This is a genomic window from Synechococcus sp. CS-1329, assembly GCF_025128055.1.
Classification (GTDB): Bacteria; Cyanobacteriota; Cyanobacteriia; order PCC-6307; family Cyanobiaceae; genus Regnicoccus_A.
This window is the reverse complement of record NZ_JAHLYS010000035.1, coordinates 35,653-51,299: the sequence shown is the minus strand read 5'-3', so window position 1 is coordinate 51,299 and position 15,647 is coordinate 35,653. Positions and strand designations below refer to the sequence as shown.

The 15,647-nt window shown below is 69.9% G+C and carries 15 protein-coding genes; 6 read left to right on the top strand and 9 right to left on the bottom strand.

All coding sequences use genetic code 11. The features are described from left to right. The first annotated feature begins 37 nt into the window (after nucleotides 1-37). The gene (locus KQ304_RS08295) at nucleotides 38-1,525 is read left to right on the top strand and encodes a glycoside hydrolase family 13 protein (protein WP_399228855.1); all 1,488 of its coding nucleotides are present in this window, start codon (nucleotides 38-40) and stop codon (nucleotides 1,523-1,525) included. A gap of 8 nt (nucleotides 1,526-1,533) precedes the next feature. Then, nucleotides 1,534-2,778, top strand: coding sequence for a glucosylglycerol 3-phosphatase (gene stpA / locus KQ304_RS08290; protein WP_259736632.1), 1,245 nt, complete (start codon nucleotides 1,534-1,536; stop codon nucleotides 2,776-2,778). Here stpA and nadC read toward each other — a convergent pair. Then, nucleotides 2,757-3,683, bottom strand: coding sequence for a carboxylating nicotinate-nucleotide diphosphorylase (gene nadC, locus KQ304_RS08285; RefSeq protein ID WP_399228852.1), 927 nt, complete (start codon nucleotides 3,681-3,683; stop codon nucleotides 2,757-2,759). The genes stpA and nadC overlap by 22 nt on opposite strands. Before the next feature lie 22 nt (nucleotides 3,684-3,705). Continuing rightward, nucleotides 3,706-5,058 carry a tRNA uridine-5-carboxymethylaminomethyl(34) synthesis GTPase MnmE gene (gene mnmE, locus KQ304_RS08280; RefSeq protein ID WP_259736631.1) on the bottom strand — a complete coding sequence of 451 codons (1,353 nt, stop codon included), beginning with the start codon at nucleotides 5,056-5,058 and terminating at the stop codon, nucleotides 3,706-3,708. Between mnmE and KQ304_RS08275 the strand changes: the two genes are divergently transcribed. Further along, nucleotides 5,039-5,569, top strand: coding sequence for a DUF2062 domain-containing protein (locus KQ304_RS08275; protein WP_259736630.1), 531 nt, complete (start codon nucleotides 5,039-5,041; stop codon nucleotides 5,567-5,569). The genes mnmE and KQ304_RS08275 overlap by 20 nt on opposite strands. Here the strand turns inward: KQ304_RS08275 and KQ304_RS08270 are convergent. The 3 genes from KQ304_RS08270 to KQ304_RS08260 all read right to left on the bottom strand — a co-directional run bounded on the left by KQ304_RS08270 (nucleotide 5,530) and on the right by KQ304_RS08260 (nucleotide 8,500). After that, entirely contained in the window at nucleotides 5,530-5,715 is a 186-nt protein-coding gene (locus KQ304_RS08270) for a hypothetical protein (RefSeq protein WP_259736629.1), read from the bottom strand. The two genes, KQ304_RS08275 and KQ304_RS08270, sit on opposite strands and share 40 nt — an antisense overlap. 168 nt (nucleotides 5,716-5,883) lie before the next feature. Continuing rightward, nucleotides 5,884-6,042: a hypothetical protein gene (locus KQ304_RS08265; RefSeq protein ID WP_259736628.1), complete on the bottom strand. Its 159-nt coding sequence runs from the start codon at nucleotides 6,040-6,042 to the stop codon at nucleotides 5,884-5,886. Between the two features lie 112 nt (nucleotides 6,043-6,154). Then, entirely contained in the window at nucleotides 6,155-8,500 is a 2,346-nt protein-coding gene (locus KQ304_RS08260; RefSeq protein ID WP_259736627.1) for a bifunctional (p)ppGpp synthetase/guanosine-3',5'-bis(diphosphate) 3'-pyrophosphohydrolase, read from the bottom strand. A gap of 105 nt (nucleotides 8,501-8,605) precedes the next feature. On the opposite strand from KQ304_RS08260, the gene KQ304_RS08255 reads away from it, so the two are divergent. Then, nucleotides 8,606-10,225, top strand: coding sequence for an ABC transporter ATP-binding protein (locus KQ304_RS08255; protein WP_259736626.1), 1,620 nt, complete (start codon nucleotides 8,606-8,608; stop codon nucleotides 10,223-10,225). Nucleotides 10,226-10,228: 3 nt separating this feature from the next. Beyond that, the gene (locus KQ304_RS08250; RefSeq protein WP_259736625.1) at nucleotides 10,229-11,539 is read left to right on the top strand and encodes a ClC family H(+)/Cl(-) exchange transporter; all 1,311 of its coding nucleotides are present in this window, start codon (nucleotides 10,229-10,231) and stop codon (nucleotides 11,537-11,539) included. Between the two features lie 5 nt (nucleotides 11,540-11,544). Here the strand turns inward: KQ304_RS08250 and KQ304_RS08245 are convergent, their stop codons facing one another. The 3 genes from KQ304_RS08245 to KQ304_RS08235 are packed head-to-tail and all read right to left on the bottom strand — an operon-like array spanning nucleotide 11,545 to nucleotide 13,795. Continuing rightward, nucleotides 11,545-12,504, bottom strand: coding sequence for an RluA family pseudouridine synthase (locus KQ304_RS08245; protein WP_259736624.1), 960 nt, complete (start codon nucleotides 12,502-12,504; stop codon nucleotides 11,545-11,547). After that, nucleotides 12,501-13,412, bottom strand: coding sequence for a ribosome biogenesis GTPase YlqF (gene ylqF / locus KQ304_RS08240; RefSeq protein ID WP_259736623.1), 912 nt, complete (start codon nucleotides 13,410-13,412; stop codon nucleotides 12,501-12,503). The genes KQ304_RS08245 and ylqF overlap by 4 nt, the downstream gene beginning before the upstream one ends. Next, on the bottom strand, nucleotides 13,412-13,795 hold the full coding sequence (locus tag KQ304_RS08235; protein ID WP_259736622.1) for a universal stress protein: 384 nt from the start codon (nucleotides 13,793-13,795) through the stop codon (nucleotides 13,412-13,414). Before KQ304_RS08235 ends, ylqF begins: the two co-directional genes overlap by 1 nt. Nucleotides 13,796-13,931: 136 nt before the next feature. Between KQ304_RS08235 and KQ304_RS08230 the strand changes: the two genes are divergently transcribed. Then, nucleotides 13,932-15,137, top strand: a complete 1,206-nt coding sequence (locus KQ304_RS08230; RefSeq protein WP_259736621.1) for a phosphoglycerate kinase — start codon at nucleotides 13,932-13,934, stop codon at nucleotides 15,135-15,137. A gap of 21 nt (nucleotides 15,138-15,158) precedes the next feature. Here KQ304_RS08230 and KQ304_RS08225 read toward each other — a convergent pair whose 3' ends face one another. Continuing rightward, the gene (locus tag KQ304_RS08225; RefSeq protein WP_259736620.1) at nucleotides 15,159-15,608 is read right to left on the bottom strand and encodes a hypothetical protein; all 450 of its coding nucleotides are present in this window, start codon (nucleotides 15,606-15,608) and stop codon (nucleotides 15,159-15,161) included. Between the last annotated feature and the right edge of the window lie 39 nt (nucleotides 15,609-15,647).

The window sequence follows — 15,647 nt, the reverse complement described above, 5'->3', positions numbered from 1 at the left end:
TGTGCTAGCGCTGGTTGCGGCACGACTGGGGCAAGCGATGGGATTTGCAACGGCCGCGACCCCACCGCCGTCCTCGCTGCCGGCGTCGGCTGCAGCCTTGGCGGCGGCACCGGCCTGGGTGGGGGACGCCGTGGTGTATCAGATCTTTCCCGACCGCTTCCGCCGCAGCGGGCGGGTGGCGGCCCAGGAGGGCCTGGAGCTGATGCCGTGGGGCAGCGATCCGGCCCTGCAGGGGTTCCAGGGGGGTGATCTCCATGGGGTGATTGAGGCCCTGGGCCAGCTGCAGGACCTGGGAATCACCTGCCTGTCGCTGAATCCGGTGTTCGCCTCGGCGGCCAATCACCGCTACCACGCCTACGACTACCTGCAGGTGGATCCGCTGCTGGGGGGCAACGCTGCCCTGGAGGCCCTGATCCAGGCCGTGCACCAGCGCGGCATGCGCCTGATCCTCGATGGCGTCTTCAACCACTGCGGCCGGGGCTTCTGGGCCTTTCACCATCTGCTGGAAAACGGACCGGCCTCGCCCTACCGCCACTGGTTCCATATCGAGCAGTGGCCGCTGCACCCTTACCCAACGCCGGGCCAGAGCTGCGGCTACCACTGCTGGTGGAATGATCCGGCCCTGCCCAAGTTCCGCCACGACCATCCGCCGGTGCGCCGGTACCTGCTGGAGGTGGCGCGCACCTGGATCGCCGCCGGTGCCGACGGCTGGCGACTGGATGTTCCTGATGAGGTGCCGGACGACTTCTGGGACGCATTCCGCCGGACCGTGCGCGCTGAGAACCCGGAGGCCTGGATCGTGGGCGAGATCTGGGGCGATGCCCGGCCCTGGCTCGAGAGCGGGCGATTCGACGGGGTGATGAACTACCCGTTGGCCTGGAGCGTCCTTGGCTACTTCGGCGCCGCCAGCGTGCCTGCCCAGCTGAAGCTGCCGGCCCTGCAGGAGCCTCCCTATCAGCCCCTGGACCGGGGGGGCTTCGAGCAGCGCATCGCTGCGGGCCTCGCTCGCCACAGCCCAGCGGTGAACCGCAGCATGCTCAACCTGCTCGACGGCCACGACACCCCCAGGGCCCTGCACGTGCTCGGCGGTGATGGGGCGGCCCTGCGGCTCTGCCAGCTGTTTCTCTTTCTGCTGCCCGGGGCCCCGTGCGTGTACTACGGCACCGAGATGGGCCTGGCTGGGGGGCCGGAGCCGGGCTGCCGCGAGGCCTACCCCTGGCACCTCCCCGGCGGTGAGCTGGCCGGCTGGCTGAGGGAGCTGGCGGCCCTGCGCCGGCGCCTGCCGGCCCTGCGCTCAGACGCCCTGAGCTTTGCCCTCAGCCCCCACGACGACCTGGTGCTGCTCCATCGCGGCGAGGGCGACGAACGGGTCTGGGTGGCGATCAACCGCGGTGATGCTCCCCTGCCCCTGACGCCCCCATCGCCAGACCTGCCCCTGCTGTGGAAGAGCGCGGCGGCGGCGGATGGAACAACAACGGTCCTGGCCGGACGCTCGGCGCTGATCCTGGGGGACCCCACCCCATGAGCGCCCCGATGAAGCCACCAGCCCGCAGCCGCCTCAGCCCCGCGGAACTGCTGGAGGAGCTCAGTGCTGGCCGCCCATGGCTGCTGGTGCAAGACCTCGATGGGGTCTGCATGGAGCTGGTGCGCGACCCGCGACAGCGCCGGCTGGACCCCGACTACCTGCGGGCCGCCCGACAGCTGGAGGGTGGCTTCGCCGTGCTCACCAATGGCGAGCACGAGGGCAGCCGCGGCGTCAACCGGCTGGTGGAGCAGGCCTTAGCCGGCAGCGCCGACCCAGCCGCCGAGGGGCTGTACCTGCCCGGACTGGGGGCCGGCGGTGTGCAGCTCCAGAGCCGCCACGGCCAGCTCACGCACCCGGGGGTGAGCGAGGCGGAGCTGGCCTTCCTGGCCGCCGCGCCGGCGTGGCTTCACGCCGCCCTGGCGCAGCGGCTGCCGGCCCTGCTGCCGGCGGCAGCGCCGGAGCAGCGCAACGGCCTGATCGAGATGACCGTGCTCGATAACCCCCTCTCCCCCAGCCTCAATCTCAACCCGCTGATGGCGGCGGTGGGAGATGAGCCGGCCCGGCGGCGGGATCTGCAGGCCCTGGCCCTGGAGCTGTTGCGGGCCCTGCTGAAGCAAGCGGCCTCAGCCGGGCTGGGGAAATCGTTCTTTCTGCACCTGGCCCCCAATCTGGGCAGCGAGGGTGGGCAGGAACGGCTCAAGCCGGCGGATCAGAGCAGCAGCGGCAGCACGGATTTTCAGCTGATGCTGCGCGGCGCCCTCAAGGAGGTGGGGCTGCTGGTGCTGATCAATCACTGGATCCAGCGCCGCACGGGCACGGCACCGCTGGGCCTGGAATTCCATGGGCGCGACGTCCCCCATGACCACGCCAGCCTGCTGGAGCTGTGCACCAGCTGCATTGATCCCGCCCTGATGCCACGGCTGGTGGGGGTGGGCGACACGATCACCTCCCAGCCGGCGGGGGCCGGCGGCGGCTGGCTGCGCGGCGGCAGCGACCGGGGCTTCCTCACCCTGCTGCAGGAGCTGGGGGGCGCCTTCGGCACCGCGAACCGTGTGCTGCTGGTGGACAGCAGCGGCGGCGAAGTGGATCGGCCCTCCATGGCCGATGGCCGCCTGGAGGGCCTCACCGACCCGGAGGATCCCCTCTGGATCGACACCACCATGGCCGGCGGACCGGGGCAATACATCCGCTGGTTCCGCGACCTGGCGGCACGCCAGCAGGGGGAGGCCGATCAGGCCAGGACCGGCTCGTAGCGCATGCTCAGATCCAGCCAGGGGCTGCGGGTGATTGCGGCACTGCTGGAGATCAGATCGATGCCGGTGGCGGCATAGGCCCGCAGCTGAGCGGGATCCACCCCGGAGGCCTCCAGCACCACGGCGGAGCCCCGCCCGAGGGCCTGACGGCGCAAGTGCGGCACCAGCTCCAGCAGGGCCTCGGGGGAGAAGCCATCCAGCAACACCCCGTCGGCGCCGGCCTCCACCGCCTGGGAGGCCTCGGTGGCGCTTTCTGCTTCCACGATCACCCGCGCCGGCCAGGGAGCAACGGACCGGACCGCCGCGACCGCACGCCCCACTCCCCCGGCCCAGGCCAGGTGGTTCTCCTTGAGCATGGCGGCGTCATCGAGGCCGCAGCGATGGTTGATGCCGCCGCCGCAGCGCACCGCATATTTCTCCAACAGGCGCAACCCGGGGGTGGTCTTGCGGGTGTCGGCCAGGGCCACCCCGCTGCCACTCAGCTCCGCCACCAGCGCCGCTGTGGCGGTGGCGATGCCGGAGAGGCGCATGGCCAGATTGAGGGCCGTGCGCTCCCCGGCCACCAGGGCCGTCGCCGGACCGGCCAGCTCCAGCAGCCGTTGATCGGGCTGCATCGGCTCCCCATCGGCCACCAACAGCCGCACCTGCACCGAAGCATCCAGCAGGCAAAACAGCGGCTCCACCAGCAGACCACCGCAGAAGATCCCGCCACGCCGGGCCGTCCAGCTGGCCCGGCCCGGCCGGCCCAGCAGCGCCGCTGCGCTGAGGTCGCCGCGGCCGATGTCCTCCGTCAGCCAGGAGCGCAGCAGGGGCTCCAGCTGGGGCTGGCTCAGCAGAGAGGCGGCGGCGACGGCACTCGCGGGGATGGCCAACGGCAGCACGGGCGAGCGGTCTTGGCCCCCCATCCTGACCGCCAGGGCGGCCGGCTCACTTGCCGATGCAGAAACGGGAGAAGACCCGATCGAGCACCGCCTCGTTCACCTCCTCGCCGGTGATCTCACCGAGGCTGCGGGCAGCCTGGCGCAGGTCGATGGTCCAGAAATCCCAGGGCAGCCCAGCGGCCGCCGCCTCCAGGGAGCCGGCCAGGCTCGTGGCCGCCACCGCCGCCAGGTCCCGCTGGCGGGCGTTCAGCGCCACCTCCAGCCCCGGAGCGAGGCTGTGGCCGCAGCGGGCGAGCAGAGCGACCGCCAGCTCCTCAAGGCCATGGCCCGCCAGGGCACTGATCACCACCTCCACCTGGGCGGGGGTGTCGCCGGCGGCCCGGTCGGCCTTGTTGCCCACCACCAGCGACGGCACCGCAGCGGGCAGCTGGGCACAGAGTTCGCTGTCAGCGGCGGTCCAGCCCTCACTCAGGTCCACCAGCAGCAGCACCGCATCGGCGGCGGCCAGGGCCTGGCGGCTGCGCTCGATGCCCAGCCGCTCCACCGGGTCGTCGGTGGCGCGAATGCCGGCGGTGTCCAGCAGGGTGAGGGGCACCCCCTGCAGCACCAGTTCGCTCTCCAGCAGATCGCGGGTGGTGCCCGGCAGCTCGGTCACGATCGCCCGCTCCCGGCGGCTGAGGGCATTGAGCAGACTGGATTTGCCCACATTGGGGCGACCGATGATCGCCACCTTCAGGCCATCGCGCAGCAGCTGGCCCACCCCCGCCTCGGCCACCAGGAGCTGCAGCTCCTGGCGCACCGCCTCCAGCTCCGCCACCAGGGCCTGGGGATCAAGGGGCGGCAGGTCCTCTTCGAAGTCAACCCGGGCCTCCAGCTCCGCCAGTTGATCCAGCAGGCGCTCGCGCAGGGCGCTGATCCGCCGCTGCAGGCCACCGTCAAGGCCCGCCAGCGCCAGCTGGGCCGCCCGCCGGCTTCTGGCAGTGATCAGCTCGCTGATCGCCTCGGCGCGGGTGAGATCAAGGCGGCCATTGAGGAAGGCCCGCTGACTGAATTCCCCCGGCCGTGCCCGACGGGCCCCGCTGGCCAACACCAGCTCCAGCACCCGGGCCACCGCGATCAGGCCGCCGTGGCAGTGCAGCTCCAGCACGTCCTCGCGGGTGAAGCTGCGGGGTGCCTTCATCAGCAGCAGCAGGGCCTCATCCAGCCGCTCCCCACTGGCGGGATCGCGCACATGGCCGTAAAGCACCCGATGGCTGTCCCAGGCCTGAGCGCCGGGGGCATCGAAGAGCTGACGGCCGATGGCCTCCGCCTGGGGTCCAGAGATTCTTACGATCGCCACACTTCCCTCTCCGGGCGCCAGCGCCGTGGCAATCGCAGCAATGGTGTCGTCCGAGTCCAAGCAGCCCGACGGTCAGGGTCCCCGCCAGTCTGGGTGGCGGCGCTGGTGGGCCGCTGCCAGCGGCAGGTTCCGGCTCTGGATCCGCTGGCTGTGGGAGCAGGAGGGAAGCCACGGTCAGCGGGCCCGCGGCCTAGCGGCCGGCGTGTTCTGTGGCTGCTTCCCCTTCTTCGGGCTGCAGACCCTGCTGGGGGTGGCACTGGCCAGCCTGGTGAAGGGCAACCACCTGCTGGCCGCCGCCGGCACCTGGATCAGCAATCCCCTCACCTACGTGCCGCTCTACTGGTTCAACTACCAGCTGGGCTGCTGGCTGCTGGGCCCCGGCCACGGCTGGCCCAGCCTGGCGGTGCTGCAGCAGGAGGGGTTCTGGGAGCTGGGCTGGTCGTTCTCCAGTCGGCTGTTGCTGGGTTCAACGATCGTCGGGGCCAGCAGCTCAGCCCTGCTGGGATTGATCTACTGGCGCTGGCTGGAACATCAGCCGCCGAAGCCCGGGCAGAGCATCAAATCGATATGACCGCCGCTGGGCTGACGCCACTCGCGGAATTCCGCGGCGAGGGCCTTGTGTTCCCTGCGCTTCTGGCCCGCATCAAGGGCCTGAAGCCGTTGATGCACCAGATCGAGGGTGTCGTCAATCAGTTGAGCGGCTTGTTCGGAGGTCATGGCCACACATGCCAACGGGACATCGGTGAAGTGATTCAGACAGATTCCACCGGAGGAAGCTGTAGCGCCGAGCACCCGGATCCAGCGCTATGGCTGGATCCGCACCAGTCCAGCCAGTCATGCAGAGGCTGCCAGTCGTCGCGCTCATCGATGGCCGCCCAGATCCGCTCAATGCAGGAACGCACCGGCGGCTCGGGCAGGGTCCAGCGCCGCAGGGTGGTGGCGATCGTGGCCTGCCGCCTCCACCACATCCCAGTAGCCGGGACCCAGACCCTCCAGCGACGGCTCGAACGGCAGGGCCAGCAGCGGATTCGAAAGCTGGTGCAACACCCGGAACCCCTTGGTGGCGCGCAGGCTAGAAACAGGGCGCGGCGTCCAGGTCGGTCCTCGGGGTGCCGGGGCAGTGCACCGGTGCGTTCAGGCCGTTCCGCCGCGAGGCCTAACCGATGCCGGTGCGGCAGAGGTCGAGCACATCGGCCATCGAGCGGATCTGATCCATGGTGGTGGTCAGCTGGCTGGCGCTGGTGAGCTCCACCTTGAGGTCGATGCGGGCGGGCTTGCCGTAGGCCGTGCGCACCCGCGCATCACTGACGTTGATGCGGCTGTCGGAGAGGCGCATGAGGATGTCCTTGAGCACGCCGACCCGGTCGAGCACCTCGATGCGGATCTGCACCGGATAACGACGGCGCTGCTGGTCGGCCGCCGGGTTCCAGCGCACCGGCAGGCGGCGCTCCACCGGCACGGCGGCCGCATTGCTGCAGTCCTGGCGGTGAATGGTGATGCCGTGGTTGCCGAGAGCCACGCTGCCCACGATCGCCTCACCGGGCAGCGGGCAGCAGCAGCCCCCCAGGCGATACTCCAGTCCTTCGAGCCCCAGGATCGGGCTGCCACCGGCCTCGCCAGCCGGCGGTGGCGGCAGCAGCGCCTGGTCGGAAACGCTGCGGGCCAGGTCTTCGTTGCTGAGCACCGGAGCGGCCGCCTCGGTGCTGAGACGCACCTCCTCGCGCAGACGATTGACCACCTGCTGCAGGGTGACGCCGCCGAAGCCGAGGGCCGCCAAAAGATCCTCTGTGGCCACCAGGTTGCAGCGCCGGGCCACCTTGGCGATGGCCTCGCCATTGAGCAGAGCATCGAATCCTTCGCGCCCCAGCTCCCGCTCAAGCATGGCGGTGCCGCGCTGAATGTTCTCCTGACGGTGGCTGCGCTTGTACCACTGCCGGATGCGATTGCGGGCGGTGGGGGTGGCCACGAAGTTGAGCCAATCAAGGCTCGGATGGGCTGATTTCGCGGTGATGATCTGCACGAAATCGCCGTTGCGCAGGGGCGTGGCCAGGGGGCAGAGGCGGTCGTTGATGCGCACGCCCTGGCAGTGATTGCCCACCTCCGAGTGGATGCGGAAGGCAAAATCCACGGCGGTGGATCCCTTGCGCAACCCCAGCACATCTCCCTGGGGCGTGAACACAAAAACCTCCTCATCGAAGAGGTCTTCCTTGATCGAGGCGAGGTAGTCACTGCTGTCCTCACCACCATCATCCTGCTGCCAATCGACCAGCTGACGCAGCCAGTTGAAGCGATCGGCGGCACCGGCGGAGGCGGGGGAGCCCCCCTCCTTGTACTTCCAGTGGGCGGCGATGCCGTACTCCGCCACCTGGTGCATCTCGGTGGTGCGGATCTGCACCTCGATCGGCCGATGACGGCCGATCACCGCTGTGTGCAACGACTGGTAGCCGTTGGGCTTGGGCAGGCCGATGTAGTCCTTGAAGCGGCCAGGGATGGGGCGGAAGGTGTCGTGAACCACCGCCAAGGCGCGATAACAACCCTCGAAGTTGGGCGTCAGGATGCGCAGGGCCGCCACATCGAAGATCTCGTGGAAGGCCTTCTGCTGCATCTGCATCTTGCTCCAGATGCCATAGAGATGCTTCGGCCGGCCGCTCACCTCACAGTCGTGCAGACCAGCGCCCTGAAGCCGTTGCATCAGCAGCGCCACCGTGGCGGCCAGCCGCTCCTCGCGGTCGCTGCGCTTGCTGGCCACCTGCTGCTTGATCTCGCCGTAGGCCTCGGGCTCGAGGATCTTGAAGGCGAGGTCTTCAAGTTCCCACTTGAAGCGGCCGATGCCGAGCCGATTGGCGAGGGGGGCATAGATCTCGCGGGTTTCACGGGCGATCCGCTGCTGCTTCTCAGGCTTGAGGGCCCCGAGGGTGCGCATGTTGTGCAGCCGGTCGGCCAGCTTCACCAGCACCACGCGGATGTCGCTGGCCATGGCCAGGAACATCCGCCGCAGGTTCTCCGCCTGGGCTTCGGTGTGGTTGGTGAAGTGAATCCCCCCCAGCTTGGTGACCCCCTCCACCAGCGCCCGCACCTCGGCGCCGAAATGCACCTCCAGCTCCTCAGCGCTGACATCGGTGTCCTCGACCACGTCGTGGAGGAAACCGGCGGCGATCACCCCGGCGCTGGCGCCGATGTCACGCAGCAGATCAGCAACCGCGATCGGATGAATGATGTACGGCTCGCCGGTGGCCCTCACCTGGCCGTCGTGGAGCTGGAAGGCGAAATCAAAGGCGGCCGCCAGCAGGGCTTCGGGGTCGGTGGGGCAGCTGTCGCCGGCGCCGGGGGGCACGTGGCTGATGCAGATCCTGAGCCACTCAGGCAGCTTCACCCCGTAGTCGTCGGGGCAGCGGATCGGCCGACGCCCCAGGGCCTGGGCCTGGGGCGTGTCAACCACCAACACGGTGTCCAGGCTCTCGCCCGCAACGTTGTCCCTGATTCCAACGGCGGTATCGAGCATCACCGGACGTCTCTGCTCCCATCGTATGCAGATCACGCAACAAAACCACGGCTTCAGCGGCAGCAGCCCCATGCTGGGTCTGCACGTTCTGATCTGCCGCGTCCCATGGCCGACACGCGTGCCTCCCAGCCGGTGCTGGAGATCAGCGACCTGGTCGTGAGCTATCCCGGGGCCAGTGGAGCCCCCACGCTGGATGGCCTCAATCTGCGCCTCGGCCCCGGTGACACTCTCGCCCTGGTGGGACCCTCCGGTTGCGGCAAGAGCACCGTGGCGCGGGCCGTGTTGCAGTTGCTGCCGCCCGGCAGTCGCTGCAGCGGCGGCCTGCGGCTGGCGGGAGAAGACCCCCGCAGCCTCAAACGTCCGGCCCTGCGCCAGCTGCGGGGGGAGGCCGTGGGGCTGGTGTTCCAGGACCCGATGACACGGCTGAACCCGCTGCTGCGCATCGGTGAGCACCTCAGCGACACCCTCTCGGCCCATCGCCCCAGCTGGAAGCGGGCCCAGGTGCGCCAGCGGGCCCAGCAACTGCTGGCCCGGGTGGGGATCGGCCCTGACCGCTACGGCAGCTATCCCCATGAGTTCAGCGGCGGCATGCGCCAGCGGCTGGCGATCGCCCTGGCCATGGCCCTGGAGCCGGCGCTGGTGATCGCCGACGAACCCACCACCAGCCTGGATGTGGCAGTGGCGGCCCAGGTGATGGCCGAGCTCACCGACCTCTGCCGCGAGAGCGGCAGTGCCCTGCTGCTGATCAGTCACGACCTGGCCATGGCCGGGCGCTGGTGCCAGCGCATCGCCGTTCTCGACCACGGGCAGGTGGTGGAGGAGGCCCCGGCCATCAGCCTGCTGAGCGCTCCGCAGGCACCGCTCAGCCAGCGGCTGGTGGCCGCGGCCCGTGCCCGTGAGGGCAGCCACACCCCGGGCTCCGGCGAAGCGGCGCCCCTGCTGGAACTGGAGGAGCTGCGCTGCTGGCATCCACTGCCCTCACCGCCCTGGCGGCAGCGCTGGCTCAAGGCCGTCGATGGGGTGAGCCTGCGCCTGGGGCCGGGCGAAACCCTCGGGGTGGTGGGTGCCTCGGGCTGCGGCAAGAGCACCCTCTGCCGCGCCCTGATGGGCCTGGCCCCGGTGCGGGGTGGCCGCGTGCGCCTGGAGGGCCGTGACCTGCTGCGGATGGGTGGGGCGGAGCTGGCCCGGGCCCGCCGTCACCTGCAGATGGTGTTTCAGGATCCGCTGGCCTGCCTCAATCCGAGCATGACGGTGGGGGAAGCCGTGGCAGACCCCCTGCTGATCCATGGCCTGGCCAGCCGCTCCGAGGCCCGCGCCAGGGCCCGTGAGGGGCTGGCCACCGTGGGGCTGGAGCCGCCGGAGCTCTACGAAAACCGCCTGCCGCGCCAGCTCTCCGGCGGCCAGCAGCAACGGGTGGCCATCGCCCGCGCCCTGGTGCTGGAGCCGAAGGTGCTGCTCTGCGATGAGAGCGTGAGCATGCTCGACGCCGAAGTGCAGGCGGAGGTGCTGGGCCTGCTGCGGCAGCTGCAGGGCCGCCTGGGCTTGGGGCTGATCTTCGTGACCCACGACCTGGCGGTGGCCAGCGGCTTCTGCCAGCGGCTGATCGTGCTCGATGGGGGCCGGATCGTGGAGGAGGGACCCGCCGGGCCAATGCTCGAGCGTCCCCAGGCCCCGATCACCCGCCAGCTGGTGGAGGCCTGTCCACGGCTGCCGGCAGCCGCCTGAGCCATGGCCGTCGTGCGACCAACCCCAGGGCGCAAGCTCCCGGGCCTGCTGATGCTCTTTCTGCTGGTCAACATGATCGGCATCGGCGTGACCGTGGCGATCTGGGTCTACGGACTGGAGATCCAGGCGGTCAATGCCCTGCGCCTGCAGCTGGCCAGCCACCTGCCCCGCTGGTTCGTGCTGCCGCTGATGGGCGTCCTGGGGGGCGGCATCGCCGGAGCCCTGATCAGCGGCGTGGAGCCCGGAGCCAAGGGGTCGGGGATCGTGCAGGTGATGCTCTGGCTCCAGGGGGTGCCGGTGCCCATGGGCTGGCGGGTGGCGGCGGTGAAGCTGCTGGCCAGTGGCGTGGCGATCGGCGGCGGCATCCCGGTGGGGCCGGAAGGGCCATCGATCCAGATCGGGGCCTCGTTGGCCAAGGAATCCGCCGATCGGCTCTCAGCCAACGACCGTCAGCACCGGGTGGCGGTGGCCATCGGCAGTGGCGCCGGCCTGGCGGCCGTGTTCCACTCCCCCCTCGGAGGCGTGATGTACACGATCGAGGAGTTGCTCAAGCGCTCCGATGTGCGCACCAACGCCATCGCGGCCTTCGCCAGCTTCGCCACCATCGCCTGGACCCGCCTGCTGTCGGCGGCTCCGGTGGGACCGGCCTGGCTGCGGGAACTGCTGCCCGTCATTCCCTATCCCAGCAACGTTGATGAGTTCCGCCTGGTGGATGTGCCGATCCTGCTGCTGCTGGGGGTGCTCGCCGGTGCTCTGGCGGTGCTCTACCAGCGGGGGATCCTGCGGCTGCGCCTGACCCTGCGGCCGCTGAACCTGGAGGCCTGGCAGCTGCTGCCGCTGGTGGGTCTGGTGATCGGCCTGGGCTGGTCGCTCCTGCCCGGCAGCTTCGACAACCCCGACCGCCTCGACCTCAACGCCCTGCTGGGGCTGAGCACCCCGTCCACCGCGCTGCTGGCCCTGGGGGTTCAGGGGATCGGAACGGCCGTTGCCGTGGCAGCGGAGGCTCCGGGCGGCTTCCTGGCGCCGGCCCTAGTGGTGGGCGCCTCCCTGGGCACGCTGGTGCAGCAGGTCTGCCTGCTGCTGTTCTCCTATGCCCCGGCCACGCTGCTGTTCGCCGGCGGCGGCGCCTTCCTGGGGGCCCTCACGCGCACCCCACTGACGGCCATCCTGCTCACCTTCGAGCTGAGCAAGAACTACTCCCTGTTGCTGCCGATCGGCTTTGCGGTGCTCACCGCCATCGCCGTGGCCGACCAGCTCGAGCGTCTCACCCTCTTCGATGTGATGCTCGAAGAAGCCAACCCAGGCTCCCGCTGAGGGAATCAGCTGGCTGGGCTGAAGCGCTGGCGCAGGGCCATGAGCAGGGCATCGAACACCGGCGGCAGCGGTGCCTCGAAGGCCAGCCGCTCGCCGCTGATCGGATGATCGAGGCCCAGGGCCACCGCATGCAGGGCCTGGCCCGGCAGCTCCAGCGGCAACTTGCGGCAGCGGCTGTAGGTGACATCGCCCACGATCGGATGGCCGATGTGGGCGCAGTGGACGCGGATCTGATGGGTGCGGCCGGTGTCGAGGCGGAAGCGCAGCAGCGAGTAGTCGCCGAGGCGCTCGATCAGGGTCCAGTGGGTGCAGGCGAAGCGACCCTTCTCCTCGGCCACCACGGCGTACTTCTTGCGATCGGCGGGATGGCGGCCGATGGCCCCCACGATCGTGCCGCTGGAGGCCGCCGGCGCCCCGTGCACCACCGCCAGATACTCCCTGGAGGCCACCCGCTTCTGGATCTGCACCTGCAGCCGCACCAGGGCCTCCTGGCTCTTGGCGACCACGATGCAGCCGGTGGTGTCCTTGTCGAGGCGGTGGACGATGCCGGGGCGCATCTCACCGCCGATTCCGGGCAGATCGGGGCAGTGGTGCAGCAGGCCGTTCACCAGCGTGCCGTCGCGGTTGCCCGGCGCCGGATGCACCGTGAGGCCGGCCGGCTTGTTGAGCACGATCAGGTGGCCGTCCTCGTAGAGCACATCCAGCGGGATCGGCTGGGGCAGCAGATAGGGCAGCGGCTCAGGTGGCGGCATCCACAGCTGAACTTCGTCGTGGAGGCGCAGGGGAGTTTTGGCCCGGCCGGTGACGCCATTGACGCGCACGTAGCCGGCGTCGATGAACTTCTGGATCCGGGCGCGGCTCTGCTCCGGCCGCTGGGCCACCAGCCAGCGATCGAGCCGCATCGGCAGCGGCTTCGGGTACTGGAGCGTCAGCAGCTCCCCCACGCCTTCAGCGAAGCCCGTCATGCCGGATCAGGGGGCAGCTCGAGGGCGATCGAACCGAGGAACGAGCGGCGGAAATCATCGAGCAGGCGCTGGGCCATGCGGGCGGTGTCGCCGCTGGTGTGGCGGGCGGCGGCGGCCTCCAGCCAGGTCCAGCCGTCCATGGGCGAGGGCACCGGCACGCCGTAGCGCCCCAGCACACCACCCGAGGAGATCCCCGCCGCCGGGTGCTGTGCCAGGGATTCCAGCAGGCGCAGGAAGGCCACCGCCACGGCCTCGCCGTCGTAGGCGGCCTGGCCGATGTCGTCGCAGAGGGCCAGCAGCAGGGCGGCGCGCTGGTCATCGAGCCGTGGCGGCAGCACCCCCGGGGCATCGAGCAGATCCAGCTCCTGGCCCAGGCGCACCCAGCGCAGGGTGCGGGTGACCCCGGCGCGGCGGGCGCTGTCCACCACCTTCTGGCGCACGAGGCGGTTGATCAGGGCCGATTTGCCCACGTTGGGGAAGCCGAGCATCAGGGCACGCACCGGCCGCGGCCGCATGCCCCGGCCCGCCCGGCGGGAGTTGAGTTGCCCCCCGGCGCGGATCGCCGCCTCCTGCAGCTGCTTCACGCCCGTGCCCACCTTGGCGTCGCACCACCAGGGGGTCTCACCGCGCTCGCGCAGCCAGTGGTCCCAGGCCTGGCGCGCCGCTTCGTTGATCATGTCGCGACGGTTGATCACCAGCAGGCGCGGCTTGGTCTTCATCCAGCGCTGCAGGCGGGGGTGACCGGTGGCCCGGGGGATGCGGGCATCGCGCACCTCGATCACCAGATCCACCTTGGCCAGCTGGGTGAACAGCTGCCGCTCCGCCTTGGCGATGTGCCCCGGATACCACTGAATGGCCGGGGCCGACTGACTCAGGCCCTCACCGGCGGGCGTGGCGATCCCCTCCATCAAGGCACCACCAGCACGGGGCAGGGGGCCAGCTGAATCACCCGCGAGGCGGTGCTGGGCTGATCGGCCTCCAGCGAAAGGCCGCGGGTGCCCATCACGATCAGGTCGGCATTGATCTCATCGGCCACATCACCGATCACAAAGGCGGGTTGCCCCTCCCGCTCGATCACCTCACAGGCCACACCGGCCTGCTCGAAATGGCTGCGGGCCTGGTCCAGCAGTCGTGCCACGGCGGCGGCATCGTGCATGGCCCCCTCCTCGGCCTCCACCACGGAGAGCACCACCAGACGGCTGCCGTGCTGCAGGGCCAGCTTCAGGGCCACGGCCGCCGTGTCCATGGTCTGGCGGCTCTGGTCGATCGGAAACAGAACGGTGTTGAACATGGGTTCGCCATCCAATGGTCGCCATCGCGGCGCGGGGTTGCACAGAATGCGCTGCCCTGCTTGTCCTAGCGCCCTCCAGGGCCTGGAGCTGAAGGCTGCGGGTTAATCTCGCCCATCCTCGATCTCCCCAGACCCCATGGCGAAGCGATCCCTGACCAGCCTGTCCGCTGCCGATCTGCAGGGCAAGCGAGTTCTGGTGCGGGTCGACTTCAACGTACCTCTTGATGACAGCGGCGCCATCAGCGACGACACCCGCATCCGCGCGGCCCTGCCCACCATCAACGACCTCAGCGCCAAGGGCTCCAGGGTGATCCTTGCCGCCCACTTCGGCCGGCCCAAGGGCGAAGTGAATGAGGCGATGCGCCTCACCCCGGTGGCGGCACGCCTGGGCGAACTGCTGGGCAAGCCGGTGCCGAAAACCGACAGCTGCATCGGCCCCGACGCCGAGGCCAAGGTGGCGGCCATGGCCGACGGTGACGTGCTGCTGCTGGAGAACGTGCGCTTCTTCGCCGAGGAGGAAAAGAACGACACTGAATTCGCCAGGACGCTGGCAGCGCTGGCCGAGGTGTATGTGAACGATGCCTTCGGCGCCGCCCACCGGGCCCATGCCTCCACCGAAGGCGTGACCGAATACCTCAAGCCCAGCGTGGCCGGTCACCTGATGGAGAAGGAACTGCAGTATCTGCAGGGCGCCATCGATGAGCCCAAGCGCCCCTTGGCGGCGATCGTGGGCGGCTCCAAGGTGAGCAGCAAGATCGGCGTGCTCGAGTCGCTGATCGACAAGTGCGACAAGGTGCTGATCGGCGGCGGCATGATCTTCACCTTCTACAAGGCCCGCGGCCTGTCGGTGGGCAAGAGCCTGGTGGAGGAAGACAAGCTCGAGCTGGCCAGAGAGCTGGAGGCCAAGGCCAAGGCCAAGGGCGTTGAACTGCTGCTGCCCAGCGATGTGGTGCTGGCCGATGCCTTCTCCCCCGATGCCAAAACCCTCACCACCTCGGTGAATGTGATCCCCGATGGCTGGATGGGCCTCGACATCGGCCCGGATTCGCTCAAGGCCTTCCAGGCCGCCCTGGCCGACTGCAAGACGGTGATCTGGAACGGGCCGATGGGCGTGTTCGAGTTCGACAAGTTCGCCGCCGGCACCAACGGCGTGGCCCACACCCTGGCCGAGCTGAGCGGCAAGGGCTGCTGCACGATCATCGGCGGCGGTGATTCGGTGGCGGCCGTGGAGAAGGTGGGCGTGGCCGGCCAGATGAGCCACATCTCCACTGGCGGTGGCGCCAGCCTGGAGCTGCTGGAGGGCAAGGTGCTCCCCGGCGTCGCCGCCCTCGACGACGCCTGAAGCCGCTCAGCCTCAACTCACTCAGATCTGATCGGCCGGGTCCGACCAGTCTGCGGACGTCCGGCCCTTCCCACGGGAACCCTCACCCCAGCCACCCCTGGGGGCCGGCAGTCCCAGCCGTTGATGCAGGGCCCGGGCCTCCTCGCGGTTCCGGTTCATCAGCTCGCGCCTGGCCTGGCGTTCCGTCTGGCGGCAGCTGCTGAGGGCCTTGAGGTCCTTGGCCTCGCCCAGGCAGCGCTCCCCCTTCTGCAGGATGGCGATCTGGTCGCTGTGGGCGCGCATGGAGAGGGTGCGCTGGCCTTGGAACAGCTCGCTTTCCTGCCTGGGGGTGAGCTGGATGCGGGCTGGAGCCGGCCGGGTGCTGGGGGCAGCGCCGGTCTGGGCGTGGCCTGAGCCCACCTGCAGCAGCGTCGCCAGGACGGCGGCAGCGGGGGGCATCAGCAGAAGCTGAGCATCGCGGGCGAAGGACATGTCAGAACTGACTGAGGCCATCACATGCTCCTCTGGTCG